Below are 24,182 nucleotides of genomic sequence, written 5' to 3'. Positions count from 1 at the left end.
ATTATTTCAATTCTACTTCAGCACCAGCTTCTTCTAATTGCTTTTTAAGCGCTTCAGCTTCGTCTTTAGAGATCCCTGTTTTGATAGCAGCCGGAGCTCCGTCTACGATATCTTTAGCTTCTTTAAGACCAGCACCAGTTAAATCTTTTACCAATTTAACGATTGCCAATTTAGATGCACCTGCAGCTTTAAGAATTACGTCGAATTCAGTTTTCTCTTCAGCAGCTTCTCCTGCACCAGGACCAGCCATAACAACTGCAGCAGCAGCCGGCTCAATTCCGTACTCGTCCTTAAGGATAGCAGCTAATTCGTTTACGTCTTTTACGGTTAAGTTTACTAGCGTTTCAGCTAAATTTTTTAAATCTGACATTGTTGTAATGTTTTTGTTGATTATTTATTTAATTTTTTGAGTGTAATTATTCAGCAGCCGGAGTTTCTTCGGTGCTTTCTGCAGATGCTTCAGGAGCGTCAGCAGCTTTTTCTTCTTCAGCAGGAGCCGCCGCTTCTTCAGCGTTTGCTTCTGTTGATTCAGATTTATTTTGAAGAGCAGAAACCACTCTCTGGATTGGAGACTGAAGTAAGCCGATGATTTCACCGATCATTTCTTCTCTTGACTTAATACTTACTAAGGCATCAAGATTATTGTCACCAACATAGAAAGTTTCCTGTACAAAAGCAGACTTCAACGCCGGCTTTTCTTCTTTCTTTCTGAAGTCTTTGATTAATTTTGCAGGGGCATTAGCCGTTTCAGCAATCATCAAAGCAGAGTTTCCTTTGAATGTTTCAAACATTTCAGAGTAGTCTACTCCTTCAATCTGCTCCATTGCTTTTTGTAAAAGTGTATTTTTTACCACTTTCACTTTAATATTCTGCTTGAAAGCCTGTCTTCTGAAATCTGAAGATTTAGCAGCGTTCAAACCGTCTAGATCAGCTACATAAACTACTTTAGCATCCTGAAGCAAATCTTTGATCTCTTGTATTGCTACAACTTTTTGGTCTTTTGTCATTGTCTTAAGGATTATAATTAGTTAACAGCTTTAGTATCGATTGCAATACCCGGGCTCATGGTAGAAGACAGATAAATGCTCTTCACATAAGTACCTTTAGCAGCAGTCGGTTTCATTTTGATCAATGTAGAAATCAATTCCTGCGCATTTTCCTTGATTTTGGCAGCATCGAAAGATACTTTACCGATACCAGCGTGGATAATACCGTATTTGTCTACTTTGAAGTCAATTTTACCTGCTTTTACTTCAGTTACCGCTTTACCGATTTCCATCGTTACCGTACCTGATTTCGGGTTAGGCATCAAACCTCTTGGTCCTAAAACTCTACCCAAAGGTCCTAATTTACCCATAACAGCCGGCATAGTAACGATAACGTCAACATCTGTCCAGCCTTCTTTTATTTTTTGTAAATATTCGTCAAGACCTACATAGTCAGCACCCGCTTCTTTAGCTTCTGCTTCTTTATCCGGAGTTACCAAAGCCAAAACTTTGATATCTTTACCGGTACCGTGAGGAAGAGATACAACACCTCTTACCATCTGGTTTGCTTTTCTAGGGTCTACACCTAAACGTACAGCGATATCTACAGAAGCATCAAACTTTGCTGTGTTCACTTCTTTTACAAGAGCTGAACCTTCTTCAAGGTTATAGATTCTTCCTTTTTCTACTTTGCTTAAAGCTTCCTTTTGCTTTTTAGTTAATTTTGCCATTTCAATAAGTTTTAAGCGTTAGCTGGTTTAGTTCCTGTTACTCTTAATCCCATAGATCTTGCAGTACCTGCTACCATAGAAATAGCTGAATCCATTGTGAAGCAGTTAAGGTCGCCCATTTTATCTTCAGCAATCTTCTTTACCTGATCCCATGATACAGAACCTACTTTGTTTCTGTTCGGTTCACCGGAACCTCCCTTGATTTTAGCTGCATCCATTAATTGGATCGCTGCAGGTGGAGTTTTAATTACGAATTCAAAAGATTTGTCTTCGTACACTGTAATTACTACAGGTAAAACTTGCCCTGGCTTATCTTGGGTTCTCCCGTTAAATTGCTTACAAAACTCCATGATGTTCACACCTGCAGAACCCAATGCTGGACCTACCGGTGGAGAAGGGTTAGCTGCGCCACCTTTCACCTGAAGTTTTACCATTTTAAAGACTTTTTTAGCCATTTTTTGTTTTTTAAATTTGAATAATTAATGAGTTTGGAAGCATTATTATTCAGCAGGTTACCCATTCTCACATTAGATGAACCTACTTTTCGGATTGCAAAAGTATAAAATATTTTTGGAATAGCAAACTGTTAACTCATTAAAGTTCAGAAATTAATACATAATCTGTATTATCCACCTTCAGTATGAGTATTAATAAAAATTACCGTTTATTGCTAAACGGTAATTTTATGTTTATGAAACAGATGCATATTGCTGTTCATTCATACTGTCATTCAGCATGATATTCGGTAACTGTAATTACTTTTTAATGAACTTTTCTGTTATTGTTCTGGTTTTGGTTTTTACTTCCAGCAGGTACATTCCGCTTGGGATGGACTGAACATCAATTCTCTTGTTATTCTGTTCAACGGTTATGATCTTCTGTCCGGATATGTTATATACTGAACCTGATATTATTTCATCATCTGTCTGTATATTAATAAAATCCCCGGTCGGGTTAGGGAAAATCCTGAATACATCTGAAACTGCCGGATTATTTTTTACAATTTTGGAATCAGGCTTTGCAAGTTCCTTTTCTGCACTTTTCAGATTCGGTAAGACGGTGTTGTCTGCATACACATAAAAATATCCGTTATCAATCTTGGTATCCGGTAAGATGAGACAGTATCCGGTTCCTTCCACTTTTATCCCTTTCCAGCTTGTATTGTTGGCAGAACTCACATCCGCACCTTCAATAATAAAGTTGCTTCCGCTTTTTACCACCACCCTGCTTTCAGGTGCCATGATCAGCTTGCACGTTGTTTTCAGGCTGGAATTGTTATCAATCTTAACATTGGAATAGTTCCTGAAATCAATATCCCAAAGCTGGTTTGAAGTTACATTGATATTGGTTGTTTTAAAGGAGTTATCGGTAAAATACTGTCTCGCACTGGTGACTGAAGCACTAAAATACATAGTTGCGATATTATCCCTGCTAAAATAATCATGGTTACCCGGATCATAGCTCATAATATTAGAACCGCAGTCATGATGATACAGCCCCAGGTTATGTCCAAGCTCATGTGGAAAACTGGTATAGCCCATCCCTACAAGCCACTGCCTTACTACAGACCAGGGCTGGCTGCCCCAAGTAGGATTATTGACTACAAAATTTTTCATATACAAATACTTATTGAACAGATTGGGCCAGAACTGCCTTAATTTCCTATCAATAGGGGCCTGGTATGGGAATTCAGCGGCTGCCCATCCTTCACCGGATGATGCGCTGTAATCTCCTGTTGCTATATAATTATTATAAATGTTGCCGTTATTGGCAAATACTACATTGATGCCTGAAGGAATCGAAGGATCACTATCCAGATAAGTATAATAATAATCTGAAGAAGGAGGATACAGAGGCATGTTACCGCCTAAAGGCCCTAAATTAGGATCATAGCCTGTATACAGATAATCCCAGGCGGGATCAGCTTTCCATATTTTATTTACAACCGTCTGAATTTTAGTATTGGTAAAATTAGCCTGTCCGTAACCGTTACATCCTGCAACGGGCTGTCCCAGGTTGGCTAATCTGTTATTCATTGCAGCAACGATATCATCAATAACCTGGATGTGATCAGGATTATTCTGTTCAAAATTACCTGTACCGTCCGGCTTGGTTAAGAATATAAAATTTAATTTTATATAAATAACGTCATCAGCGGCTTGGGGCATGTACAGACTGTTATCATAATAATACGGCGAAGTATTGCCACAGTTCATGTTTAAAGTCTGCAGGCTGTTTTTCACGGAATTTTCAATTCCCGTTATCTTCGGGTCTTTCTGCATTGCACACGCAACATCAAAAGGATTTTCCTTCTGTGCTTTTATACCGGTAAAAGCAACTGTCAAAAGTATGAGGAAAAATATATTCTTCATCATCACTTTGTTTTTTCAATTAACTTTATCCTTTCTTCCTGTGCCTTTACTTTTTCATTCATCTCAATTAAATGCAGCGTCAGTTCTTCAACCTTTTTCAGCAGGATGACATTCATTTCCTTCAGTTCCACGCCATTTTTCACGGCTTCCTCTGCAGAGGGCACTTCCGGTAAATGCTTATTTTTATTGATGTAGGATTTGACTTCCTCCAACGGTTTCAACTGATAATCTTTATCAAAAACATAATCTGCCCAACCGCTGGCAGACGCAATTTCCACTTTGATCTTTTCTGTTTTTATTCCGTCTTTTACAAACAGTCTGTAGGTATTGCAGTCTGAGCAGGAAACCATTCCCGTATTGTTCCATGCTACGCCCATCAGTATTTTACCGTTTTCACGGGCACTGAATACAGGATACTGCCAATTTGATGACGACAGGGTCAGAAGGCCGACATCATTGGCCTGGCTTTGTGAACTTGAAATCCATACAATATCTGTACCGGCGTTTCTGTTGGGCGAATTATCAATAAAGTCTACGCCATCACCGCTTACCGTACTGGTATTGAATAAAAAGGTTCCCTGCCCGATTTTAAATCTTTCGGTATTGTTCGTTTTAAAGGTTAGATCTTTGGCATCAAGCGTTCCGAGGAAGTTGGCCGGAGGATTTGTTCCGCTGTTCCCGGTTAATGACCAGCTTTGTGCTTTATTAAGCGTTGCGCACGAGATAAGTGCCAGAAAAATTACTTTCTTCATATTAATTTGAATTATGGTTATGGTTTAATTCTCTAAATTTACTAAATAATTTGTATTTCTTAATAAAATGTTAAAATTATTTTTAAAAAAAATAAATTCATCGCTCGGTACCTATGCAAAATTTCCTCTTCCTTATGTAATTCCGGTTTATCACTGTGTTTCTGACGAATACTTGCCCCACATCAGACACATTATCAACTATAAAAACACGAAGGATTTTGAAGCGGATCTTGATGGCATGCTTAAGAAATTTGAATTTGTACCATGGGATTTTTTTAAGGATCATTATAACAAGCCTGCCCAAAAGCCCTACGCACTCCTTACGTTTGATGACGGGTTTTATGAATTTAAAGAGGTCGTTATACCGATTCTTTTAAGAAAAGGAATTTACGCCATCAATTTTATCAATCCGGCTTTTACAGACAATCCGGATATGATGTTCCGGTTGAAGGCCAGCCTGATCATAGAAAAGATCAAGGATAAAAATTACTGTATTCCAGAACCGGTTTTAAGTCAACTCAGGCTAAAAGAAAATAATAAAAATAAAGCCATCGGCAGTATCCATGCTATTCGTTACGAAAACAGATATCAGCTGGAACAGTTGGGACAGATGATGGATCTGGATTTTAAAGAATACAGGGCAGGCAGAAAGATCTATATGGATACTGGTGATTTAAAATCTGTTCAGCAACAGGGATTCGGTATTGCTTCACACAGCTGGGACCATCCTTATTTCGCGCACCTTCCATTGGAGGAACAGCTGCATAATATCCGGAGATCATTAAGCTACATCAAAGAAAACGGACTTTTAGAAGAGTGCTTTGCTTTTCCGTTTACCGACTTCGGGCTTACAGAAGAACTGTTTATTAAGTTGTTCGATGAAAATGAAACTTTACGGCTGACATTCGGTACAGCAGGTGTAAAGCTTGACGGTTTTGAAAAAAATCTGCAGCGTATTCCCATGGAAAACGGTCTGTCTGCTGAACGGGAAATACACTTTGAAACCAACTATTTTCAGCTAAAAAAAATATTCAATAAAAACACAATCGCCAGATGATTTCACTGCAAACCTATAATAAATCTCAATTACAGGAACTGATTATTTCCGTTGAGTTCCGCCAATTCCCTTTCTGTCCCATATCGGTTCACAGGGCACAATCTCATATCAGCAATCCGGCTGCCGGTGATGAAGACACCCTTCTGATCCTGGCTTTTGACCAACAGAATTTAGCAGGATATATCGGTATTTTACCGGATATGATTAAAAAGGAAAAGCAAAAGATCAAGACCGGCTGGCTCAGCACAATCTTTGTACATCCGGATTACCGGGGAAAAAAGATTGCCCAACAGCTCCTTCACAAAGCCTGTGATGAATATCAGGGCCATATTATCATCACCGAATTTACCCCTGAAGCCGGGAATATGTATATGAAAAGTAATCTTTTCGTTCCTAGGGAATCATTAAACGGCCGGGCCTACTATTTTCTATCTGATCTTCAGAAAATACTTCCTGTAAAAAATAAAAAGTGGGAAACTTTACTGCCGGCCCTGAAAATACTGGATGGTGGGATTAATGCATACGTGAAAATAATGCACAGAAACTATAATCATAACCTTCAGAAGTTTGAAATTGCAAAGAGCCTGGACGAAGAGTCTGCAACATTTATCAGTACAAACCAGACACACAACAACTTCAACAGAAATACTGCAGAAATCAGATGGATTACAAATTATCCCTGGGTTACCAATCAACAGTCGTCTGAGCCTGCCAATTATCAGTTTTCCGCATTTGACAAAAAGTTTGAATATGTATTTATCAAAATTTATACAGCAACTGTGCTTAACACCATATTGATGCTTTCCGTACGCAACCATATAGCCAAGCTTCATTTTGTATTTGGCAGTAAAGATGCAGGTGTATCTGCACAGGTTTTAAACCTATACATCAGGCAGGAAAAGATTTCAATCCTGATCAGTTTTGATGAAGACATCAATAAGCATCTAGATCAGATCCGTACTTTATATAAAAAAGACCGCCAAAGGCATTTTCTGATGCATAAAAACCTTGACAATGCTCTGGGGAATGATTTTGATTTTAATGTTGCCGCCGGAGACGGGGATGCAATTTTTACATAAGAAAAGCCGTTCAGAATCTGAACGGCTTGGCTTTCTTTATTTTATTTTTAAAGCATTACACTTTTTCTACCTGCATATAGCTGAGTTCCATTGGCGTCTTTCTTCCGAAGATAAGAACCGAAACCTCGATTTTCTTTTTGTCCTCAAGGATTTTTTCCACTGTTCCGTTGAATCCGTTGAACGGCCCGTCAATTACCTTAACGTTCTCACCCACGATATACGGGATTTCAACATCGCTTGCAAATTCTGACAGTTCATCCATTCTTCCCAACATCCTGTTAACTTCAGATTTTCTCATCGGTACAGGATCTCCTCCTTTGGTTAAGCTTAAGAAAGAAATAACACCGGGAATATTTTTGATTGCGTGAGGAATTTCCCCCATCAAATCTGCTTCTATCATTAAGTATCCAGGATAGTAAGGTCTTTCTTTAGGAACTTTTTTACCGTTCCGGATCTGAATTACCTTTTCCATAGGAATAACCACCTGAGTAACATACTGCTCAAACCCTAAACGCTTGATTTCTGTCTCAATGTAGTTTTTCACTTTATTTTCCTGTCCGCTGATTGCTTTCAGCACATACCATTTCAATTCGCTCATTGTGGGAAAATACTTTATTATTAATTGAACAAGTTGATAAGCATTCCTATGATGTTGCTGATTGCTTTGGAAAACAATTCATCAACCCCAAAAGTAAATAATGCCAGAATTACTGTCGCTATCGTTACTACAATAGTAGAAGACTGCAGATCAGACCATTTCGGCCATTCAACTTTATGTCTGAATTCGTTATAAGAACCTTTTAAAAAATCGATTAATGAACTCATAATTATTATTTGCACGGGCACAAGGATTCGAACCCTGATCAACGGTTTTGGAGACCGGTATCCTACCATTGGACGATGCCCGTAGTTAAAAAAAGCTTCCGTAAAGAATTTCCTTACGGAAGCTTTATTATTTTTAAGATGATTAGTCTAAGATTTCAGTAACCTGACCTGAACCAACTGTTCTACCTCCTTCTCTGATCGCAAATCTAAGACCTACGTTAAGAGCGATTGGCTGTAACAATTCTACAGTGATCTCTAAGTTATCACCAGGCATTACCATTTCTACACCTTCTGGTAAGAAGATCTCACCTGTAACGTCAGTAGTTCTTACGTAGAACTGAGGACGGTATTTGTTGTGGAATGGAGTGTGACGTCCACCTTCTTCTTTAGAAAGGATATAAACTGATGCTTTCAGTTTTTTGTGTGGCTTCACAGAGTCTTTCTTAGCAATTACCATACCTCTCTTGATGTCGGTTTTTTCAATACCTCTCAACAATAGACCTACGTTATCACCAGCTTCACCTCTGTCTAGGATTTTTCTGAACATCTCAACTCCTGTAATTGTAGAAGTTAATTTCTCATCACCCATACCAACGATATCTACAGGATCACCTGTGTTGATGATACCAGCTTCAATTCTACCTGTTGCTACAGTACCTCTACCTGTAATAGAGAATACATCTTCAATTGGCATCAAGAATGGCTTTTCAGTATCTCTTACCGGCTCTTCGATCCAGGTATCAACAGCATCCATTAATTCTTCAACACTCTTAAACCACTGATCATCAGTGTTTACCGGAGTAGCAGTAGCAGCAGTAAGTGCACCAAGTGCAGAACCTTGAACTACAGGAGAATTATCACCGTCGAAATCGTAAGTAGACAATAAGTCTCTTAATTCCATTTCAACAAGCTCTAATAATTCAGCATCATCCACCATGTCAACTTTGTTCATGAAAACAACGATTCTAGGTACGTTTACCTGACGGCAAAGTAGAATGTGCTCTCTTGTCTGAGGCATTGGTCCGTCTGTAGCAGCACACACAACGATAGCACCGTCCATCTGAGCAGCACCCGTTACCATGTTCTTAACATAATCCGCGTGACCTGGACAGTCAACGTGAGCATAATGTCTTTTTTCAGTTTCGTACTCGATGTGAGCAGTATTGATAGTAATCCCTCTTTCTTTTTCTTCTGGAGCAGAGTCAATAGCAGAGAAATCTTTTTTCTCAGCAAGACCTTTGCTCGCTAATACAGCACTGATCGCTGCAGTAAGTGTAGTTTTACCATGGTCAACGTGACCAATAGTACCAATGTTCAAGTGTGGTTTGTTACGATTAAACGTTTCCTTTGCCATGATGTAAATTATTTATTTATTGTTTTTCAAATTTTCGGTGTGCAAATATAATGATTTTTTAAATACTATAAACTTTTTGATAAAAAAAGTTTTAATATCCAAATCAATATAGTACAGACCTTATGTATCTCATGTATTGAGATTGCAAATTTACACAAATTTCTCAATTGAAAAAATCATTGGCAGACCTTTTCCTTAAAATATAAATTATCATTCTAATTATGAACGATATAGAATCAGATTACAGCCTGAAATTAAAATAATTTCCGTTTAAAAAATCCGCCGTCCCGCTTTTGTCGTACATATTACAAACCATTTAAAATAATATTATGAGAAAACTATTACACATTTGCTCGGTACTGTTCAGCGCGGCCGTTTTATTTTCCTGTGACGATTCTGATGACATGATGTCTATGGAAAATGAAGTGAAAGGCCCGGACCTGATGGTATACGGGATAACAGCCGGCAATGAACTGGTCTCTTTCAATTCCAATAACCCTAAGACATTTATTTCTAAAACAGCAGTTTCAGGCGTTGCTGCCGGAGAAAAGTTAATGAGCATTGATTTCAGGCCTGCAACCGGAGAACTCTACGCACTATCCAGTGCCAGCAAGCTTTACGTCATCAATACTTCCAATGCATCTGCAAGAACGGTAAACACCACTGCATTTGCGCCGGCGGTTTCAGGGACGATCGCTTCCATAGATTTTAACCCTACCGTTGACAGGATCCGACTGGTAAGCAATACCGGACAAAACCTGAGACTGAATCCTGAAACGGGAGCCGTAGCTGCTATGGATTCCAACATCAACGGAGGCGGAACCCCTTCCATTACCGGAGTAGCGTATACCAACAGCAAATCCGGAGCTTCTTCCACCGTTTTATATGATATTGATGCCGCTTCAGGCAAATTATTCAAACAGGATCCGCCCAATGCCGGGACACTGGTAGAGGTAGGAAGCCTGGGCACCACTTTTACAGGGCAGGCAGCTTTCGATATCAAATTTGATAACAGCACGGCACTGATAGCGGTAAATAACAAACTGCATATGATTGATCTTGGCAACGGAAAAGCAACCAATATCGGGATGCTTCAGCAGGCAGTTATTGATCTTGCCATCCCTACGGAACCGGTAGCATATGCTGTAGACAATTCCAACAATCTTCAGATCTTTAACCCCAATAACCCGATGCCGGTTTCAAAATCCATCGCCGGATTACAGACCGGTGAAAATATTTTAGGTATTGACTTCCGTCCTGTCAACGGACAGCTGTATGCGCTGGGAAGTTCCAGTAGGATGTATACCATTAACTTAGGAACGGGAGCCGCAACAGCAGTCGGAACCTCACCTTTATCCACTTTATTGGTCGGGGCAGATTTCGGATTTGATTTCAATCCTACGGTTGATAGAATACGGGTAGTGAGCAATACAGGGCAAAACCTCCGTCTTGATCCGGTAACCGGAGCGGTTACGGCAATAGATGGCGCCATCAATCCTTTGGGAGCTACATTAAGCGCTGCAGCCTATACCAATAACATGGCCGGAGCCACTTCAACCACTTTATTTGTGATCGACCATACTACCGATAAACTATATCAGCAGATACCTCCTAACGACGGTACGCTGGTAGAAACAGGTTCACTGGGAATCAATATTTCCAATGCCAACGGATTTGATATCGGCAGCATGAGCCAGAAAGCATACCTGATGGCCACTGTAGGGACCTCAACAAAAATCTACAGCATTAATACCACCACCGGAGCCGCTACTTCCGTAGCAGATTTCCCGAATGTGGTAAAAGCTTTTGCCGTAGGACTAGGATTCTAAACTCATCATATTATTTCAATAGGAGAAGCCCGGGGATTTATTTCCGGGCTTCTTATTTTTGGATCTGCTCAATTTAATAAAGATTATGAGATCAGCTGCGATTTTTTCGTCCGGTTGAATATCCAGAAAATAATCGGGAAGATCAGTAAGGTCAGCACGGTGGCGGTAACCAGCCCTCCGATAATCACAATGGCCAGCGGCTTTTGCGATTCTGACCCGATGCCTGTTGATAGTGCAGCCGGCAATAACCCGATGGAAGCCATTAAAGCAGTCATAATAACAGGCCGGGTCCTTGATTTCACTCCACTGAAAATAGCTTCGTCCAGACCTATGCCGTCCCGGACATTCTGATGAAATTCCGTAATGAGGATTACGCCGTTCTGGATACAGATCCCAAGAAGTGCAATCATCCCCACACCGGCAGAAATCCCGAAATTAATTCCGGTGAGATGCAGGGCAATAATTCCCCCGATCAGGGCAAACGGGACATTGGCCAGTACCAGAAGTGCATCTTTCATATTCCCGAAAAGAACAAATAAAAGAAAGAAAATCCCCAGCATACTTACCGGGACTACCTGGGCAAGCCTTTTTGAAGCCCGCTGCTGGTTTTCAAACTGGCCGGTCCAGCCTACGGAATATCCATCCGGAAGGTTTATTTTCGCTACTGCCGTCTGGGCATCTGCAATCGTTCCTCCCAGATCACGGTCACGGATCGAGAACTTCACCCCGATATACCGTTTGATATCATCCCGGTAAATAAATGCCGCGCCGTTACCTTTTTCAATCGTACTGATCTCTTTTAAAGGTATTTTTGCACCGTCCTGCGTAGGTACCATCAAAGCAGCAATATCATTTTCACCTTTTCTGTAATCCTGTGCATAGCGCAGGCGGATCGGGAATTTCCTTTCCCCGTCAAACATCTCCGAAGCCGTCTTTCCTCCGAATGCCATTTCCAGGACCGACTGTGCATCATCCGGCATCACCCCGTATGCAGCCATCTTATCCCGGTCAAGTACTACGCTCACTTCCGGCTGCCCGATATTTTTAATGATTCCGGCATCTTTTACGCCTCTGATATCTTTTACCTGTTTCAGCACTTCTTCAGCCAGCCTGTCCAGGGTCTGCAGATTATCACCATATATTTTAATCCCGTTTTCGGCTTTGAAACCGGCTACTGCTTCGGCTACATTGTCGGAGATTGGCTGTGAATAATTAAATGTAATTCCCTGGTATGCCCTCAGCTTTTTATCAATCCCTTCTATCAGTTCGTCATACGTGATGTTCCTTTTCCAGTCTTCTTTAGGCTGGAGGTTCACGGCAAACTGCACAAACCCGAAACCGTTCGGGTCGGTTCCGTCATTGCTTCTTCCGGTCTGCGCCAGTACATCGGTTACTTCCGGGAAGCGCATGAGGTCTTTCTTTAAGAGTTCTGCGGTTTTCAGGGATTCTTTTAATGAAGAGCTCATCGGCATTTCTGCAGTAATCCATAATGATCCTTCATTCAGCTGCGGCAAGAATTCAGTGCCTAAAAACTTACCCGAAAATAAAGTCACTACCATGAATGAAACAGCCACCATCAGGCTCATTTTTTTATGTTTGAAAGTATACCCGAAGCCTTTCAAAACCATCCTGTCCCAGAAGTTTACAAAAGGATTGTTTTTTTCCTTTACATTTTTATTTAAAAGGATGTGTGACAGAACCGGAACCAAAGTCAGGGTAAAGATCAGCGCACCGATCAATGCAAACCCCAGGGTGAATGCCAGCGGCGAGAACATTTTGCCTTCCACTTTCTGGAATGAGAAGATCGGGATCAATGACGTAATGATGATCAGTTTGGAAAAGAAGATGGCTTTCCCCAGGCCGGTCCCTGTTTTTTTGATCCATCCGGCTTTCGCCATTTTATTGAATTTTTCCTGCCCGTATTTAAGTGCTTTATGATCGAGCATCACAAAAAGTCCTTCGACCATGACAACGGCCCCATCGATGATAATCCCAAAATCCACTGCACCCAGAGAAAGTAAATTGGCACTCATACCAGCGAGCTTTAAACATAAAAATGCAAATAATAATGATAGCGGGATGATGATGGAAACAATCAGTGTAGTCCGCCAGTCGGCCATGAAAATCAATACGATTACGGTTACCAGGATGATCCCTTCAAGCAGGTTGTGCATTACGGTTTCCGTTGTAAAATCCATCAGGTGGTCACGGTCATAGAAGGTTACCATTTTAACCTCTTTCGGAAGGATTTTTTCATTGAGTTCTTTAATTTTTGCTTTTACGCCTACCAGTACTTCCCGGGGATTTTCACCTTTTCTCATCACCACAATCCCTTCTACCGTATCTTCCTGCCCGTTAAGCCCGGCCTGCCCTACCCTGGGCATTGAGCTTTCATGAACTTCAGCCACACTCTTGACCAGAACAGGGTTTCCGCTGTCATTCTGTATTGTGATATTCCCGATATCCGAAACTGATTTCACCAGTCCGATTCCCCGCACCACATAGGCCTGCCCGTTCTTTTCGATCACATCGCCGCCCACATTAAGATTGCTTTTTGTTACGGCTTCATATACCTGAAGCGGAGTGAGGTTATATTTGTCCAAAGCGCGCGGGTCAATGCTTAATTCAAACACTTTGTCCCGGCCTCCGAAAACGTTGATATCCGCAACACCGGGAACACCTCTCAAAGCCCGGTCGATGACCCAGTTCTGCAATGTCAGTAATTCGCGGGAGTCTTTGGTTTTACTCTGTAAGGTGTACCGGAAAATCTCTCCGGTGGGTCCGTAGGGTGGCTGTACTTCAGGGTCTACCTCATCAGGAAGGCTAATGGTTCGTAACTGGTTATTGACCTGATTTCTGGCAAACGTATCATCCACCCCATCGTCAAAAAGAATTTTCACAATGGAAAGCCCAAACATCGTCGTACTCCTCACACTGGTTTTCTTCTGAACCGGACTCATGGCCAACTCGACGGGTGTGGTGACAAAACGCTCTACTTCTTCTGCGCTCCGCCCGTTCCATTGGGTAATAATAACAATCTGGGTATTGGTGACATCGGGAAAGGCTTCAATAGGCATATTTTTGAAGCTTATGAATCCTGCAACCGCCAGTACCGCTACCCAGATAAAGGTAAATGCTTTATTTTTTAATGAAAAAGCAATGATATTTTTTATGAATTTATTCATTGTAGAAATTAGAAGTTAGGCATCAGATATTAGATTAATACCTGAATGTTTAATCGTTTAAAATGAATTTCAGCTGTTCAAGGAGCGGTAAATCAGCAGCTGGTTGTTGGTGATGATTTGTTCGCCTTCAGACAGGCCTTCGGAGATATAGGTACTATCGCCGGCCTGTTTCAGCACTTTTATTTCTTTTACTTTGATGTCCGTCCGGGATTTATAGATCACCACAAAGCTCCTGTTATCATCAAAGATCACGGCTTTTGACGGAACAACCAGTGCCGTGGTATTTTCAGAACGGGTAACTTTAATGGTTGCCTTGCTATCCGGGATCAGCAAGCCGTTTTTGTTGTCCAGCACTACCCTGGCCTGCATGGCATTGGTTTCCGGATCAATAATCTTAAAGATTTTATCAATCTTCCCTTCAAAAACTTTATCCGGATAAGACAGCGTGGACACCTGGGCTTTCATCCCCAAACTGATTTTATCAATATCGGATTCGTTTACGTTCATAATAGCCCACACATTGGTGGTATTGGCCACATCAAAAATATTTTCGCTCCTGTCATTTCGCAGCTGCATGTCTTTGTTGATGTTTTTCTGGACGATATACCCGCTGATCGGTGCAATCACACTGTAAATATTTCCTTTCTTTACATTATAAACGGTGCTTACCGCCCCTGCCCGCTGCATCTGGTCCTGCGCTTTCTGTACCTGGCTTCTGGCTTCCAGCACGTCCCTTTCCGTGTTCAGTTTTCCTTCATACATTTCTTTGGCGACGCGGAGGTTGTTCTGTGCCACCAGCAGGTCGGTTTTTGCATCGCTTACATCTTTCTTCACTTCGGCTAATTCCGTACTTCTGATGGTTGCCAGCACCTGCCCTTTTCTCACATGGTCTCCCAGCTCCACATTAACGCTCAGGACATTTCCCCCGACCAGCGGATACACATCGATATAGCTGTTTTTATCGGCTGAAATCTTTCCGTAAAAACTGTACTCATCCTCTATATTTTTTTTCCCGACTGTTGCCAGGGCTATAGACTTAAGCATCGTGTTGCTGAGCTCAAAACCTTTTTTAGCCTGTAGTTTTATATCTTCCTCTTTTTTTGAGCAGGACGACAGGATGCATAAAGCCATCATAACAGGGATTATATATTTTTTCATTTTAATAGAAGATTTTTGTTTGTACCAGTTGATTTAATTGTTCTGCCGACTGCATGATCCCGTTTTTCATATCATAGATCTGCAGCGCCGTTTCTCTGTAGCTGTCCATAAAATCAGTAAATTCAATCAGGCTGATGTTGCCTTTCCTGAAATTGTTCAGCATTCCGTTATAGACCTGTTCGGTATTTTCAAGATCAGCGGACGTGATCATGGATAACTGCTCATACTGTACTTTCCAGGTTCTGTAAACAGCTTCTACCCGGGTTTCAAGATCCAGTTTCCGGAAATCAGCACTTGTCTGGCTCTGCCGGATCGCAAAACCGGCTTTTTCAACATTTCCTTTATTGGATTTCCACAAAGGCAGAGGGATCCCTACCATCAGGTTGACTTCATTTTTAAAGGTGCCGCTGTTCTGGTCCCACCCTGCCCCGACATTTAGGTCAGGCACATTCAGGGATTTCTGCCATTGGGCGTACAGCTTACTGTTGTCGATCAGTTTTAAGTAGTACTGATAATCTGCATTATTTTCCAGTGCTTTTTTCTGAAGTTCCGTTTCGTCTCCGAAAGGCTGCGCGGCAAGTATCTGTTCAGCGTCTGGAAACTGCGGTTTGATGTCTTCCGTGATCCCGGTCAGAACCTTTAGCTCCTGTTCAAATTCAATGATGTTTTTGCTGATTGCGGTTTTATCATTATTCAGCTGGATGACCATGCTCTGCAGTCTTACTTCTTCTTTCAAAGAAACATTTCCTTTGGCCGACTGTACTTTATAGGCCGACAGAAGATCGTTCATATATCCTAACTGCCTGTTGGTATGGCCAAGCTTGAGGTTTTCATAATAAAGATGGTAGTAACCGGCGTGAAGCTGTGTTCTCAGATCTGCCAGCAGCTGGGAAAACTGAAGCCGGGCCAGTTCTTTATTCGATTTTGCGAAAGCGATCTCATTTTTCTTTTTGCCGCCCATGTAGATCAACTGGGTAATTTCCGCCCCTTTTGCCTGGCCTATGTCAAAAGCTTTCCTCCCTTCCGGGTTGTAGGCGTTGATGTATCCGCTGGCCTGCGGAAGTTCCCAGATCTTAGCCTGTAAGATATCGGCATCTGCCCTATTGATGTTGTACTGTTCAACGAGCAGCTGCAAATTGTTCTTCAGGAACGCTTCTTCGCATTCTGAAAGAGACATCTGCTGTTGTGCCGTCATACATGATGAAATGACGATGAACAGCCCTGCAAATTTGTTCATTTTTCTGATTTGCTACAAAAATGCCCTTACAGGATTAAAATGCTCTTAAAGAATCCTTAAAAAAAAATTAAATTAGGTTTTGAGATGGGTTTTGAGTAATAGGAGTCTTGACGATTATAAGTTGAAACAGCGACTATTAATCTCTGAAAAAATTACTTATTGAAAACCACACTGAATTTATTCAGCAGTTCTGCCGGAGAAGTATAGCTGATTCCGGCACCGTGGTATTCCAGAATCCGCTTGACAATCCGGAGGCCCAGGCCGGACCCGGAAATATTCTGGGAGTTTATGCCCCGCTGAAAGGCTTCAAACAGCCTCGGCTGCTCTTCTTCCGGAATGGTGGTTCCGCGGGATATGACATCCACAACGAGGTGTTCATCGGTTTCGGTAATCAGTACATCCACTTCCGTATTTTCAGAATATACGGCCGCATTTTTAAATAAGTTAATAAATACGATATCGAGCAGCGACTGGATGCCTTTAATGGTAAGCAATGCGTTTTCAGAAGTATTTTCGGAAATCAGGAAATCCATTTTAAGATTGGGATAACTCTTTTCCACCGCTTCAAAAGATTCAAAAATCACTTCGTCGATTCTTACTTCTTCATAAATGCTCTGGATATTTTCCTTGTCGAATTTTGTTAACAGCAACAGAGAGTTGGTAAGGTCAGACAGCTGGTACACATCTTTCTGGATCTGCTTTAAAGAAACCAGGGTTTCCGGGGAATGCTGCCCGAACTTGATCAGGTTTTCCAGCTGGAAGGCCATCCGGGTAATCGGTGTCCTGATTTCATGCGAAGCACTTGCCGTGAAATCTTTCTGTGACTGGAAGACGTCGTCCAGCCTTGCAATCATGGTGTTGAACGATTGGGCGAGAACGTTGATTTCGTCATTCGACTGCCGGACCGGAATCTGCGTGGTAAGCTTATGCGCCGTTACCTCTGATATTTCCTGGTTCAGGTCTTCCAGCGGACGAAGGAACTGCCCCATGAAATAATAGCTGAAAAAGCCAATCAGCAGCGTACTCATCACATAGGCGGTAACCAAAAGGTATTTAAGGTATTCCAGCTTGGATTTTCCGTTGGTATCGAATGCACTGGTAAGGATATAGTAATTTTCACCGTTAATCTTTCGGAGGGCAGCATAAATTTCGGGAACCGTTTTTTCAGAATAGATGACTTTCTTATCATCAAGCTCCTTTAACAGGGCATTGTTCCAGGTCACATTCCGGTCTTTGATGGTACTGTAGACCAGTTCTTTCTGTCCGTTGAAAATCAGGATGGTTTCATTAAGCAGGATGTTGTCTGAATTTTCATTAAAAAATACAGGTGCTTCTTCTTCAAAATCTTTTGACTTGGCAATAAAATGGGACGTAAATTCCAGCCTCTGCCTGAACCGTTCTTTAAACTCGTCTCTCCTGAAATCATTAAAGGACATATAAATGACAGCCATCACAATACCGAAAAGCAGTGAAAAGGCAATACTGAGATTAAGCGCGATCTTTCTTTTTAAAGACATCTTCTACAACGGGCTTAAGTAATACCCGAAGCCGGAACGGGTATGAATGAGCTTCACCTTAAAATCCTTATCCACTTTCTTTCTTAAGAAATTGATGTATACTTCTACGGTATTGGTGTTGGTATTGAAGTTATGCTCCCAGACATGCTCGGTAATCTGCTGTTTGGAAACCGTCCTTCCCTGCGCTTCCGCCAGATAGACCAGCAGCTGAAATTCCTTTAGCGTCAGTGCGATTTCATTTCCGCCGCGGTATACTTTCTGTTCGGTTTTATTGATGATCAGATCGTCAACCCTGATGATCTCCTGGTCATTGTTTTCTGAAGGGGCTTTTCTCCGCAGCAGGGAATTCATGCGCAGCAGAAGCTCTTCAAACTGAAACGGCTTTACCAGGTAATCATCGGCAAGCCTGGTGAAGGCATCTTTTTTATCCGAAAGGTCTCCGTAAGCCGAAATAATGATGATCGGTGTCGTTTTATCGAAAGAACGGATGGTCTGGCAGACATCCAGTCCGTTGATCTTGGGAACATTGATGTCCAGTAGGTAAAAATCATACGTATTGTTCCTGATCTGGCGCAGAAATGTTTCTCCATCATATATTTTGTCACACGTAAAATGATTGGATTCTAAAAACCTGCAGAGTTCCGCCGACAGGATGAGGTCGTCTTCCAGTAAAAGGATATTCATCAATATTTATTTTATACGAATGTAAAGAAAATTTTTACGGGACGAAAGAAACGGAAAGCCGGCACGTATACTTTAATTAAATTTTAATGTAATCTGTCCCGGTTGAAACTTACACAATTTCAATTTATATCCATTAGAATTAAAAAGAACATTTTAGTGCATGAAGGATTCCCGTATTTTTTTCAGAAAAAAAGAAATCAATTTTACAGCATAGAAACTGAGGTGATATAGAATAGAATGCAGCAAAATAACGGAAGATTGTAAAAAATAAATATATGTTTAACCTGAGCCCTGGAAAAGTTCCAACCATTGCTCAATAATAATAGGGAACACTAACTAATATCATGAAAAAAATTGCTTTAACAGCTATTTTAGTTTTAATTTCAATTGGTTTTATTTATTCGTGCAGTAATGACAATGCCCTATCTAATGAAAACCTAATGTCTAAAACAAATACAGACATAGGTAAAGATCCTGTTGTATTATCACGAGTAACAACTTTTTCTCTACACCAATCCCGAGGAAATAACCTTGAAAAATTCTTAAGTTCTGATACTTTTGTCAGACACGCTGATTTTATTTCTGATCGTAGAGAAATGGATCTGAATACTGTGCAGTATCAAACCGTAACAGTAGATGGAAATTCTTATGACTTTTATATTGTATCCATCCTAAAAAATAACAGCTTAGCCGGAAAACTTGAAATTCTCAATTGGAAAGATACTAAGTTCTTACCTAATGGCGATAAATATGCTCTTAATTACGCTGATCTTTCTGATTATGATTTGAAAGACTTTACAGGAAGCATTGAACTTTATGACCTTAACTATGATAATTTTCTTCATACCAGGATGAAAACACAAAACGGATATTATACAGAAGCAGAAGGAAACGGATTATCCCAGGAATTAAAGGATAAATATGCTTATCTTACAAATCCAAATAAAATTAATAACTTAGCATCAAGACATTTATGTGACAGCAACGGCAATGGAAATATTTCTTTTGGAGAATGTTATGGATGCATTACTAGAGCAATTAAAGCAAATTCAACATCAACCGGCATCTGTAATGTTTATGGAGCAATGGGAATGCCCTGGTGGGGATCATGCGGAGCTTCTACTGCTGTAGCTTGTGCAGTGATATCGTCAATAACTTAAAAACTACTACTATGATACTCATTGAAAACCCTGTAATTTTACTTATTGCATTTTTGGTATTCATTATATTAAATATCTATACGATAAGAGATATCCTGAAAAACAAAAATCTGAACAAACGGCAAAAGAACAATTATATCTGGCTGCAGTTCGGATTTCCACTCTTTGGTCCCATCATCTATTTTTCAGAAAAGAAAAACCACACAGTTCACATAAAGTAATATTTTAAGATATCATAATCACCTCCTAAGGTGCTTTCTTATTAAGAGAACTGGTTTTGAAATGAAAAGCCGTACACAATAACATAAAGCAATTGTATGGTCTTTATCAGGTTAAGGTTTTATGTAGAACTACTACTTCTCACGGGACTCCTGAATTCCTTTCCTTACCGAATACTTTATAAGCCGGTATACGCCATATCCCACTAAAAAAAGAAAAGGGATAATTGCCATTACAGCTACTAAGATATGCTGATAAGATATTGCTAACATGGTATCTGATGTTTTAGTTATTATTCTGCAATATACAAATAATGCTATTATAAAATTAAGTATAATGATTGTATTAATGCAATTCTTTATGGATTTTGAACTAATTTAAGATATTTCTTCACTTTATGACACACATCATAATTCAAGTCTCATCAGGATGGTATATTTGTATCAATTAACGGTCTTCATTTTTGCACTTACACCAAATCCCTCTATTTATTAGAGGGGTTTTTTATTTTATATAAAGTTTTAAGTTAAAATATGAATCCAATTTTGGAAGCTGAAATAACAGACATCACGCTCCGCAGCATCAATACTATTCCAGGATCACCCAAGGCATATAGCCAAAGAATAAATTTTTGTAAAAATGGACAGGTTTAAATTTAAGGCAAAAAAAAATCCCGAAGAATTTCGGGACAATACTGAGAGCCAACTACGGGACTTGAACCCGTGACCTCTTCCTTACCAAGGAAGCACTCTACCGCTGAGCTAAGTCGGCATTAAGCAAAAAAATCACACCGTGCAGTATGATTTTTTTTGAGCGGAAGACGGGGGTCGAACCCGCGACATTCAGCTTGGAAGGCTGACGCTCTACCAACTGAGCTACTTCCGCAATTCTGTTTCCAAAATTATTGGTAACGCTGTGCAAACTTAAGAAAAATCCTTTAGYMATGCAACTTTTTCTCTAATATAAAATGTGGGGAGAGCAGGATTCGAACCTACGAAGCCGAAGCAACTGAGTTACAGTCAGTCCCATTTAGCCACTCTGGAATCTCCCCATGCTAAAAAAATATTTTGCCAAACGATCTTGCGGGTTTGCTTTCCGATATTGCTGAGCGGAAGACGGGGGTCGAACCCGCGACATTCAGCTTGGAAGGCTGACGCTCTACCAACTGAGCTACTTCCGCAATTCTGTTTCCAAAATTATTGGTAACGCTGTGCAAACTTAAGAAAAATCCTTTAGCCATGCAACTTTTTCTCTAATATAAAATGTGGGGAGAGCAGGATTCGAACCTACGAAGCCGAAGCAACTGAGTTACAGTCAGTCCCATTTAGCCACTCTGGAATCTCCCCAGATATTTTATATTAAAATGAGCCTCCAGAGGGATTCGAACCCACGACCCCGAGATTACAAATCACGTGCTCTGGCCAACTAGCCACTCTGGAATCTCCCCAGATATTTTATATTAAAATGAGCCTCCAGAGGGATTCGAACCCACGACCCCGAGATTACAAATCACGTGCTCTGGCCAGCTGAGCTATGGAGGCAAATAAAAAAAGAATTCAAAAGATCGCTGTTCCTTTTTGCGAGTGCAAATATAGAACGGATTTTTTGAATTCTCAAATTTTTTATTAACTTTTTTAGCTTTTTTTGTTAAGCTAATTCTTTTTTCTTGATTAATAGCTTTTTAGCGGTATCAACACAAAGGTCTAAACTCTCTTCAAAAGTAGCAGAGGTCTTTTTTACCACGATATCTTCGCCGGGCACCACCAGGATAATTTCAGTGGTTTTGTTATTCCGGTCTGCATTGTTTTCTACTTTTAAGAACACTTTGCAGTCCTGGATTTTGTCATAAAACGTTTCCAGCTTGCTTACTTTTTTCTCGATGTGTGACTCTAATGGTTCGTGTGGAGTTAAACCAATTGACTGTACTGTGATCTTCATAACTCTTCATTTTTTGAGGCCCGTGGATGGGCCTGATTAAATACTTTTTTCAATTGTTCGATATTGGCATTCGTATACACCTGGGTACTCGCCAGGCTGGAATGCCCTAATATTTTCTTTACCTTGGAGATCTCCGCCCCGTTATCCAGGACATGCGTTGCAAAACTGTGCCTGAGGATATGAGGGCTTCTTTTTTCTTTTGTCGTGACCATACTAAGGTACTTATTAACCACAAGATAGACAAATTTTTCCGTGAGTTTTTTCCCTTTTTTGTTAACAAAGAAGTACGAAGCATGTTCCGGCTCCGGCCTTCTGATCTCTGTATATTTTTTTAACAGGCCGGACAGTTCCGGAGCAATGGGAATAATCCGCTGCTTGTTGCCCTTCCCTGTTATTTTCAGTTCGTTTTCGCTTAAATTAACACTTTCAAACATCATACCACAAAGCTCTGCCTTACGGATTCCGGTCTGGTAAAGCACTTCCATAATGCATTTTTCCAGCACATCAGTTACCTGGCTGAATACGGAGTCACTTAACCGCTGCATCTCTTCTTCAGACATCGGGATCTGCTTTTCGGCATAAAACTTAAGGGACGGGATGGTATCGGCCGGGGAAACACTGATCTCCCCTATTTTCAGGAGGAACAGATAAAAGCTGCGGAGCGTGGACAGCTTCCTGTTAATGCTCCGTTTTGCAATATTGTTTTCGCTGAGGTCTACAATGAAATTGCGGATGACTTTTTTGTCGGCTTTGGAAATATCTGCCGTGGCTTCTGTCTTCAGGCAGAACTGCATAAAGTCTTCAAGATCTTTTCTATAGCTCGTTACGGTATGGGGCGAGCACCGCTTCTCAAACTGCAGGTATTCTAAATATTTATCGACCATAATGAAGGGTATAAAAACAAAAATTCACTCTTCAAATATAACTATTTAAAGAGTGAATCCGTATGTGGGTTAAGAAAATTCTTAAGCCTGCTCTTCCTTGCTAAGGTTTCTTTGCTTGTGAGCTGCCTTTAGTCTGGCTTGTCTCAACGTTACAGAAGGCTTAATAAACTGCTGTCTGGATCTTAATTGACGAACCGTACCCGTTTTATCAAATTTTCTTTTATATTTTTTTAATGCTCTGTCGATGGATTCACCATCTTTTACTGGAATTATTAACATACTTTACATCTCATTTTGGATGGCAAAAATACACATTTTTACTTAAAACACAAATATTTATTGCATAAAATTGATTTCAGTCATCATTTATCAGTGGGAAACCTCATCAAAATACCTCATCACTTCATGGATATTATTGATACATATTAATAAGGCAAGCCAGTAGCAATAAGCATTCAGTAATCTATTACCGAATAGATGGCATTGAGCCACTTTGAATATAAACATATGGCATCCCAACACTTTTTTAAATAACTTAAATCAGGACATGGTCAAAAATTTTCATGACCCAGATTAAATAATACGACTACCTGAGGTGATTATTTAAAAGTCGCGGTGATGTTAAGGATATTTAAACAAAAATTTGTATCTTTGTTTTCACTTAATTCATGGGGTTGACTGGTTTCGACAGCAAGGCCAATGGGTAAGTAAGCATGCAGAGAACCGTAGCGCGATCTCTTAAATCCCTTGCTACAAAATTTTAACTGGCAACGAAGAGTTCGCTCTTGCAGCTTAATATCGAAGTATAGTAGATCAAGCGTTTTCCCGAAGATTTCAGTAGGGAAGCAAGATGTCCCACAAATGCCCCGTCCTGCGGCGTTTGATTCTGGGATATAGGAATGCAGGAATAAGTCTCGTTTTGCTTCGCAACGAGATCGAAAACCTCAGAAGATAAGCTGGAAGTTGGGCGTCTGCTCTCTGCCTCCAGTCGAAAACCAACAGCAGGCTAAGCATGTAGAAATCTTATGTATTGCTTGTTTGGACGAGGGTTCGAATCCCTCCAACTCCACTTAAAACCCTGTAAATTATTGATTTACAGGGTTTTTTATTTTTGGGTGCTAGATTAGGTGCTAATATTAAATATAGGATATTTCTCTTATATGAAAAAATTTGAGGCAAAGATTTATTCTTATCACTAAAAGGAAGTCGTTTTAT

At 40.5% G+C, this 24,182-nt stretch carries 21 protein-coding genes, 7 tRNA genes and 1 other RNA gene; 5 read left to right on the top strand and 24 right to left on the bottom strand.

Going from position 1 to position 24,182, the window contains the following annotated elements:
- Position 1 precedes the first annotated feature (1 nt).
- From rplL to ASE55_RS13825, 6 genes are all read right to left on the bottom strand, one after another.
- Positions 2-370, bottom strand: a complete 369-nt coding sequence (rplL, locus tag ASE55_RS13850; protein ID WP_056220716.1) for a 50S ribosomal protein L7/L12 — start codon at positions 368-370, stop codon at positions 2-4.
- A gap of 46 nt (positions 371-416) precedes the next feature.
- Positions 417-1,007, bottom strand: a complete 591-nt coding sequence (gene rplJ, locus ASE55_RS13845) for a 50S ribosomal protein L10 (protein ID WP_056220713.1) — start codon at positions 1,005-1,007, stop codon at positions 417-419.
- A gap of 17 nt (positions 1,008-1,024) precedes the next feature.
- Positions 1,025-1,717 (bottom strand): 50S ribosomal protein L1, encoded by a 693-nt coding sequence (rplA, locus tag ASE55_RS13840; protein ID WP_056220710.1) that lies wholly within the window; start codon positions 1,715-1,717, stop codon positions 1,025-1,027.
- 11 nt (positions 1,718-1,728) lie between these two features.
- Positions 1,729-2,172 carry a 50S ribosomal protein L11 gene (gene rplK / locus ASE55_RS13835; protein WP_056220703.1) on the bottom strand — a complete coding sequence of 148 codons (444 nt, stop codon included), beginning with the start codon at positions 2,170-2,172 and terminating at the stop codon, positions 1,729-1,731.
- A gap of 300 nt (positions 2,173-2,472) precedes the next feature.
- The gene (locus ASE55_RS13830) at positions 2,473-4,092 is read right to left on the bottom strand and encodes a zinc-dependent metalloprotease (RefSeq protein ID WP_056220700.1); all 1,620 of its coding nucleotides are present in this window, start codon (positions 4,090-4,092) and stop codon (positions 2,473-2,475) included.
- Entirely contained in the window at positions 4,092-4,841 is a 750-nt protein-coding gene (locus ASE55_RS13825; protein WP_056220699.1) for a hypothetical protein, read from the bottom strand. Before ASE55_RS13825 ends, ASE55_RS13830 begins: the two co-directional genes overlap by 1 nt.
- Before the next feature lie 67 nt (positions 4,842-4,908).
- Between ASE55_RS13825 and ASE55_RS13820 the strand changes: the two genes are divergently transcribed.
- Together ASE55_RS13820 and ASE55_RS13815 are read left to right on the top strand one after the other, a co-directional pair.
- Positions 4,909-5,898, top strand: coding sequence for a polysaccharide deacetylase family protein (locus ASE55_RS13820; protein WP_056220696.1), 990 nt, complete (start codon positions 4,909-4,911; stop codon positions 5,896-5,898).
- Positions 5,895-6,977, top strand: a complete 1,083-nt coding sequence (locus ASE55_RS13815; protein ID WP_056220693.1) for a GNAT family N-acetyltransferase — start codon at positions 5,895-5,897, stop codon at positions 6,975-6,977. Before ASE55_RS13820 ends, ASE55_RS13815 begins: the two co-directional genes overlap by 4 nt.
- A 55-nt stretch (positions 6,978-7,032) precedes the next feature.
- Here the strand turns inward: ASE55_RS13815 and nusG are convergent, their stop codons facing one another.
- From nusG to tuf, 4 genes are all read right to left on the bottom strand, one after another.
- The gene (gene nusG, locus ASE55_RS13810) at positions 7,033-7,575 is read right to left on the bottom strand and encodes a transcription termination/antitermination protein NusG (protein ID WP_027388021.1); all 543 of its coding nucleotides are present in this window, start codon (positions 7,573-7,575) and stop codon (positions 7,033-7,035) included.
- Between the two features lie 20 nt (positions 7,576-7,595).
- The gene (gene secE / locus ASE55_RS13805; RefSeq protein WP_056220690.1) at positions 7,596-7,802 is read right to left on the bottom strand and encodes a preprotein translocase subunit SecE; all 207 of its coding nucleotides are present in this window, start codon (positions 7,800-7,802) and stop codon (positions 7,596-7,598) included.
- A gap of 12 nt (positions 7,803-7,814) precedes the next feature.
- Positions 7,815-7,885, bottom strand: a tRNA-Trp gene (locus ASE55_RS13800).
- Between the two features lie 59 nt (positions 7,886-7,944).
- Positions 7,945-9,156 (bottom strand): elongation factor Tu, encoded by a 1,212-nt coding sequence (gene tuf, locus ASE55_RS13795; protein WP_056220687.1) that lies wholly within the window; start codon positions 9,154-9,156, stop codon positions 7,945-7,947.
- Positions 9,157-9,485: 329 nt separating this feature from the next.
- Here tuf and ASE55_RS13790 point away from each other — a divergent pair, with 329 nt between their 5' ends.
- Complete coding sequence (locus tag ASE55_RS13790) at positions 9,486-10,985, top strand: DUF4394 domain-containing protein (protein WP_056220684.1); 1,500 nt, start codon at positions 9,486-9,488, stop codon at positions 10,983-10,985.
- An 83-nt stretch (positions 10,986-11,068) separates the two neighbouring features.
- On the opposite strand, the gene ASE55_RS13785 is transcribed toward ASE55_RS13790, so the two are convergent.
- The 5 genes from ASE55_RS13785 to ASE55_RS13765 all read right to left on the bottom strand — a co-directional run bounded on the left by ASE55_RS13785 (position 11,069) and on the right by ASE55_RS13765 (position 18,766).
- Complete coding sequence (locus ASE55_RS13785) at positions 11,069-14,170, bottom strand: efflux RND transporter permease subunit (protein ID WP_056220683.1); 3,102 nt, start codon at positions 14,168-14,170, stop codon at positions 11,069-11,071.
- Positions 14,171-14,239: 69 nt separating this feature from the next.
- Positions 14,240-15,328, bottom strand: coding sequence for an efflux RND transporter periplasmic adaptor subunit (locus tag ASE55_RS13780; protein WP_056220680.1), 1,089 nt, complete (start codon positions 15,326-15,328; stop codon positions 14,240-14,242).
- Between the two features lies 1 nt (position 15,329).
- Positions 15,330-16,565: a TolC family protein gene (locus ASE55_RS13775; RefSeq protein ID WP_185116297.1), complete on the bottom strand. Its 1,236-nt coding sequence runs from the start codon at positions 16,563-16,565 to the stop codon at positions 15,330-15,332.
- Between the two features lie 152 nt (positions 16,566-16,717).
- Positions 16,718-18,082 carry an ATP-binding protein gene (locus ASE55_RS13770; RefSeq protein WP_056220676.1) on the bottom strand — a complete coding sequence of 455 codons (1,365 nt, stop codon included), beginning with the start codon at positions 18,080-18,082 and terminating at the stop codon, positions 16,718-16,720.
- 3 nt (positions 18,083-18,085) lie between these two features.
- Positions 18,086-18,766, bottom strand: a complete 681-nt coding sequence (locus ASE55_RS13765; RefSeq protein WP_056220673.1) for a response regulator transcription factor — start codon at positions 18,764-18,766, stop codon at positions 18,086-18,088.
- 344 nt (positions 18,767-19,110) lie between these two features.
- On the opposite strand from ASE55_RS13765, the gene ASE55_RS13760 reads away from it, so the two are divergent.
- Positions 19,111-19,926, top strand: coding sequence for a hypothetical protein (locus ASE55_RS13760; RefSeq protein WP_128414578.1), 816 nt, complete (start codon positions 19,111-19,113; stop codon positions 19,924-19,926).
- Positions 19,927-20,844: 918 nt separating this feature from the next.
- On the opposite strand, the gene ASE55_RS13750 is transcribed toward ASE55_RS13760, so the two are convergent.
- From ASE55_RS13750 to rpsU, 9 genes are all read right to left on the bottom strand, one after another.
- Positions 20,845-20,916, bottom strand: a tRNA-Thr gene (locus ASE55_RS13750).
- A 41-nt stretch (positions 20,917-20,957) separates the two neighbouring features.
- Positions 20,958-21,030, bottom strand: a tRNA-Gly gene (locus tag ASE55_RS13745).
- Between the two features lie 85 nt (positions 21,031-21,115).
- Positions 21,116-21,196: transfer RNA gene (locus ASE55_RS13740), tRNA-Tyr, on the bottom strand.
- A 56-nt stretch (positions 21,197-21,252) separates the two neighbouring features.
- A tRNA-Gly gene (locus tag ASE55_RS13735) sits at positions 21,253-21,325 on the bottom strand.
- Between the two features lie 85 nt (positions 21,326-21,410).
- Positions 21,411-21,491: transfer RNA gene (locus ASE55_RS13730), tRNA-Tyr, on the bottom strand.
- A gap of 121 nt (positions 21,492-21,612) precedes the next feature.
- Positions 21,613-21,686, bottom strand: a tRNA-Thr gene (locus tag ASE55_RS13720).
- A 106-nt stretch (positions 21,687-21,792) separates the two neighbouring features.
- Positions 21,793-22,083 (bottom strand): HPF/RaiA family ribosome-associated protein, encoded by a 291-nt coding sequence (locus ASE55_RS13715; protein WP_027387418.1) that lies wholly within the window; start codon positions 22,081-22,083, stop codon positions 21,793-21,795.
- Positions 22,080-22,967 carry a tyrosine-type recombinase/integrase gene (locus ASE55_RS13710; RefSeq protein ID WP_056220664.1) on the bottom strand — a complete coding sequence of 296 codons (888 nt, stop codon included), beginning with the start codon at positions 22,965-22,967 and terminating at the stop codon, positions 22,080-22,082. Before ASE55_RS13710 ends, ASE55_RS13715 begins: the two co-directional genes overlap by 4 nt.
- An 81-nt stretch (positions 22,968-23,048) precedes the next feature.
- Positions 23,049-23,246 (bottom strand): 30S ribosomal protein S21, encoded by a 198-nt coding sequence (gene rpsU / locus ASE55_RS13705; RefSeq protein ID WP_047399333.1) that lies wholly within the window; start codon positions 23,244-23,246, stop codon positions 23,049-23,051.
- Positions 23,247-23,637: 391 nt separating this feature from the next.
- Here rpsU and ssrA point away from each other — a divergent pair.
- Positions 23,638-24,039: a transfer-messenger RNA gene (gene ssrA / locus ASE55_RS19925) on the top strand.
- The last annotated feature ends 143 nt before the right edge of the window (positions 24,040-24,182 follow it).

The organism is Chryseobacterium sp. Leaf201 (genome assembly GCF_001421435.1).
Taxonomy (GTDB): domain Bacteria; phylum Bacteroidota; class Bacteroidia; order Flavobacteriales; family Weeksellaceae; genus Chryseobacterium.
Note: the sequence above shows the minus strand (reverse complement) of the source record. Positions and strands in the feature narration are given on the sequence as shown.

Bases quoted from the DNA above. Each gene is read 5' to 3' on its own strand.
- rplL (WP_056220716.1), bottom strand. From the start codon at position 370: ATGTCAGATTTAAAAAATTTAGCTGAAACGCTAGTAAACTTAACCGTA.
- rplJ (WP_056220713.1), bottom strand. From the start codon at position 1,007: ATGACAAAAGACCAAAAAGTTGTAGCAATACAAGAGATCAAAGATTTG.
- rplA (WP_056220710.1), bottom strand. From the start codon at position 1,717: ATGGCAAAATTAACTAAAAAGCAAAAGGAAGCTTTAAGCAAAGTAGAA.
- rplK (WP_056220703.1), bottom strand. From the start codon at position 2,172: ATGGCTAAAAAAGTCTTTAAAATGGTAAAACTTCAGGTGAAAGGTGGC.
- ASE55_RS13830 (WP_056220700.1), bottom strand. From the start codon at position 4,092: ATGATGAAGAATATATTTTTCCTCATACTTTTGACAGTTGCTTTTACC.
- ASE55_RS13825 (WP_056220699.1), bottom strand. From the start codon at position 4,841: ATGAAGAAAGTAATTTTTCTGGCACTTATCTCGTGCGCAACGCTTAAT.
- ASE55_RS13820 (WP_056220696.1), top strand. From the start codon at position 4,909: ATGTTAAAATTATTTTTAAAAAAAATAAATTCATCGCTCGGTACCTAT.
- ASE55_RS13815 (WP_056220693.1), top strand. From the start codon at position 5,895: ATGATTTCACTGCAAACCTATAATAAATCTCAATTACAGGAACTGATT.
- nusG (WP_027388021.1), bottom strand. From the start codon at position 7,575: ATGAGCGAATTGAAATGGTATGTGCTGAAAGCAATCAGCGGACAGGAA.
- secE (WP_056220690.1), bottom strand. From the start codon at position 7,802: ATGAGTTCATTAATCGATTTTTTAAAAGGTTCTTATAACGAATTCAGA.
- tuf (WP_056220687.1), bottom strand. From the start codon at position 9,156: ATGGCAAAGGAAACGTTTAATCGTAACAAACCACACTTGAACATTGGT.
- ASE55_RS13790 (WP_056220684.1), top strand. From the start codon at position 9,486: ATGAGAAAACTATTACACATTTGCTCGGTACTGTTCAGCGCGGCCGTT.
- ASE55_RS13785 (WP_056220683.1), bottom strand. From the start codon at position 14,170: ATGAATAAATTCATAAAAAATATCATTGCTTTTTCATTAAAAAATAAA.
- ASE55_RS13780 (WP_056220680.1), bottom strand. From the start codon at position 15,328: ATGAAAAAATATATAATCCCTGTTATGATGGCTTTATGCATCCTGTCG.
- ASE55_RS13775 (WP_185116297.1), bottom strand. From the start codon at position 16,565: ATGAACAAATTTGCAGGGCTGTTCATCGTCATTTCATCATGTATGACG.
- ASE55_RS13770 (WP_056220676.1), bottom strand. From the start codon at position 18,082: ATGTCTTTAAAAAGAAAGATCGCGCTTAATCTCAGTATTGCCTTTTCA.
- ASE55_RS13765 (WP_056220673.1), bottom strand. From the start codon at position 18,766: ATGAATATCCTTTTACTGGAAGACGACCTCATCCTGTCGGCGGAACTC.
- ASE55_RS13760 (WP_128414578.1), top strand. From the start codon at position 19,111: ATGAAAAAAATTGCTTTAACAGCTATTTTAGTTTTAATTTCAATTGGT.
- ASE55_RS13715 (WP_027387418.1), bottom strand. From the start codon at position 22,083: ATGAAGATCACAGTACAGTCAATTGGTTTAACTCCACACGAACCATTA.
- ASE55_RS13710 (WP_056220664.1), bottom strand. From the start codon at position 22,967: ATGGTCGATAAATATTTAGAATACCTGCAGTTTGAGAAGCGGTGCTCG.
- rpsU (WP_047399333.1), bottom strand. From the start codon at position 23,246: ATGTTAATAATTCCAGTAAAAGATGGTGAATCCATCGACAGAGCATTA.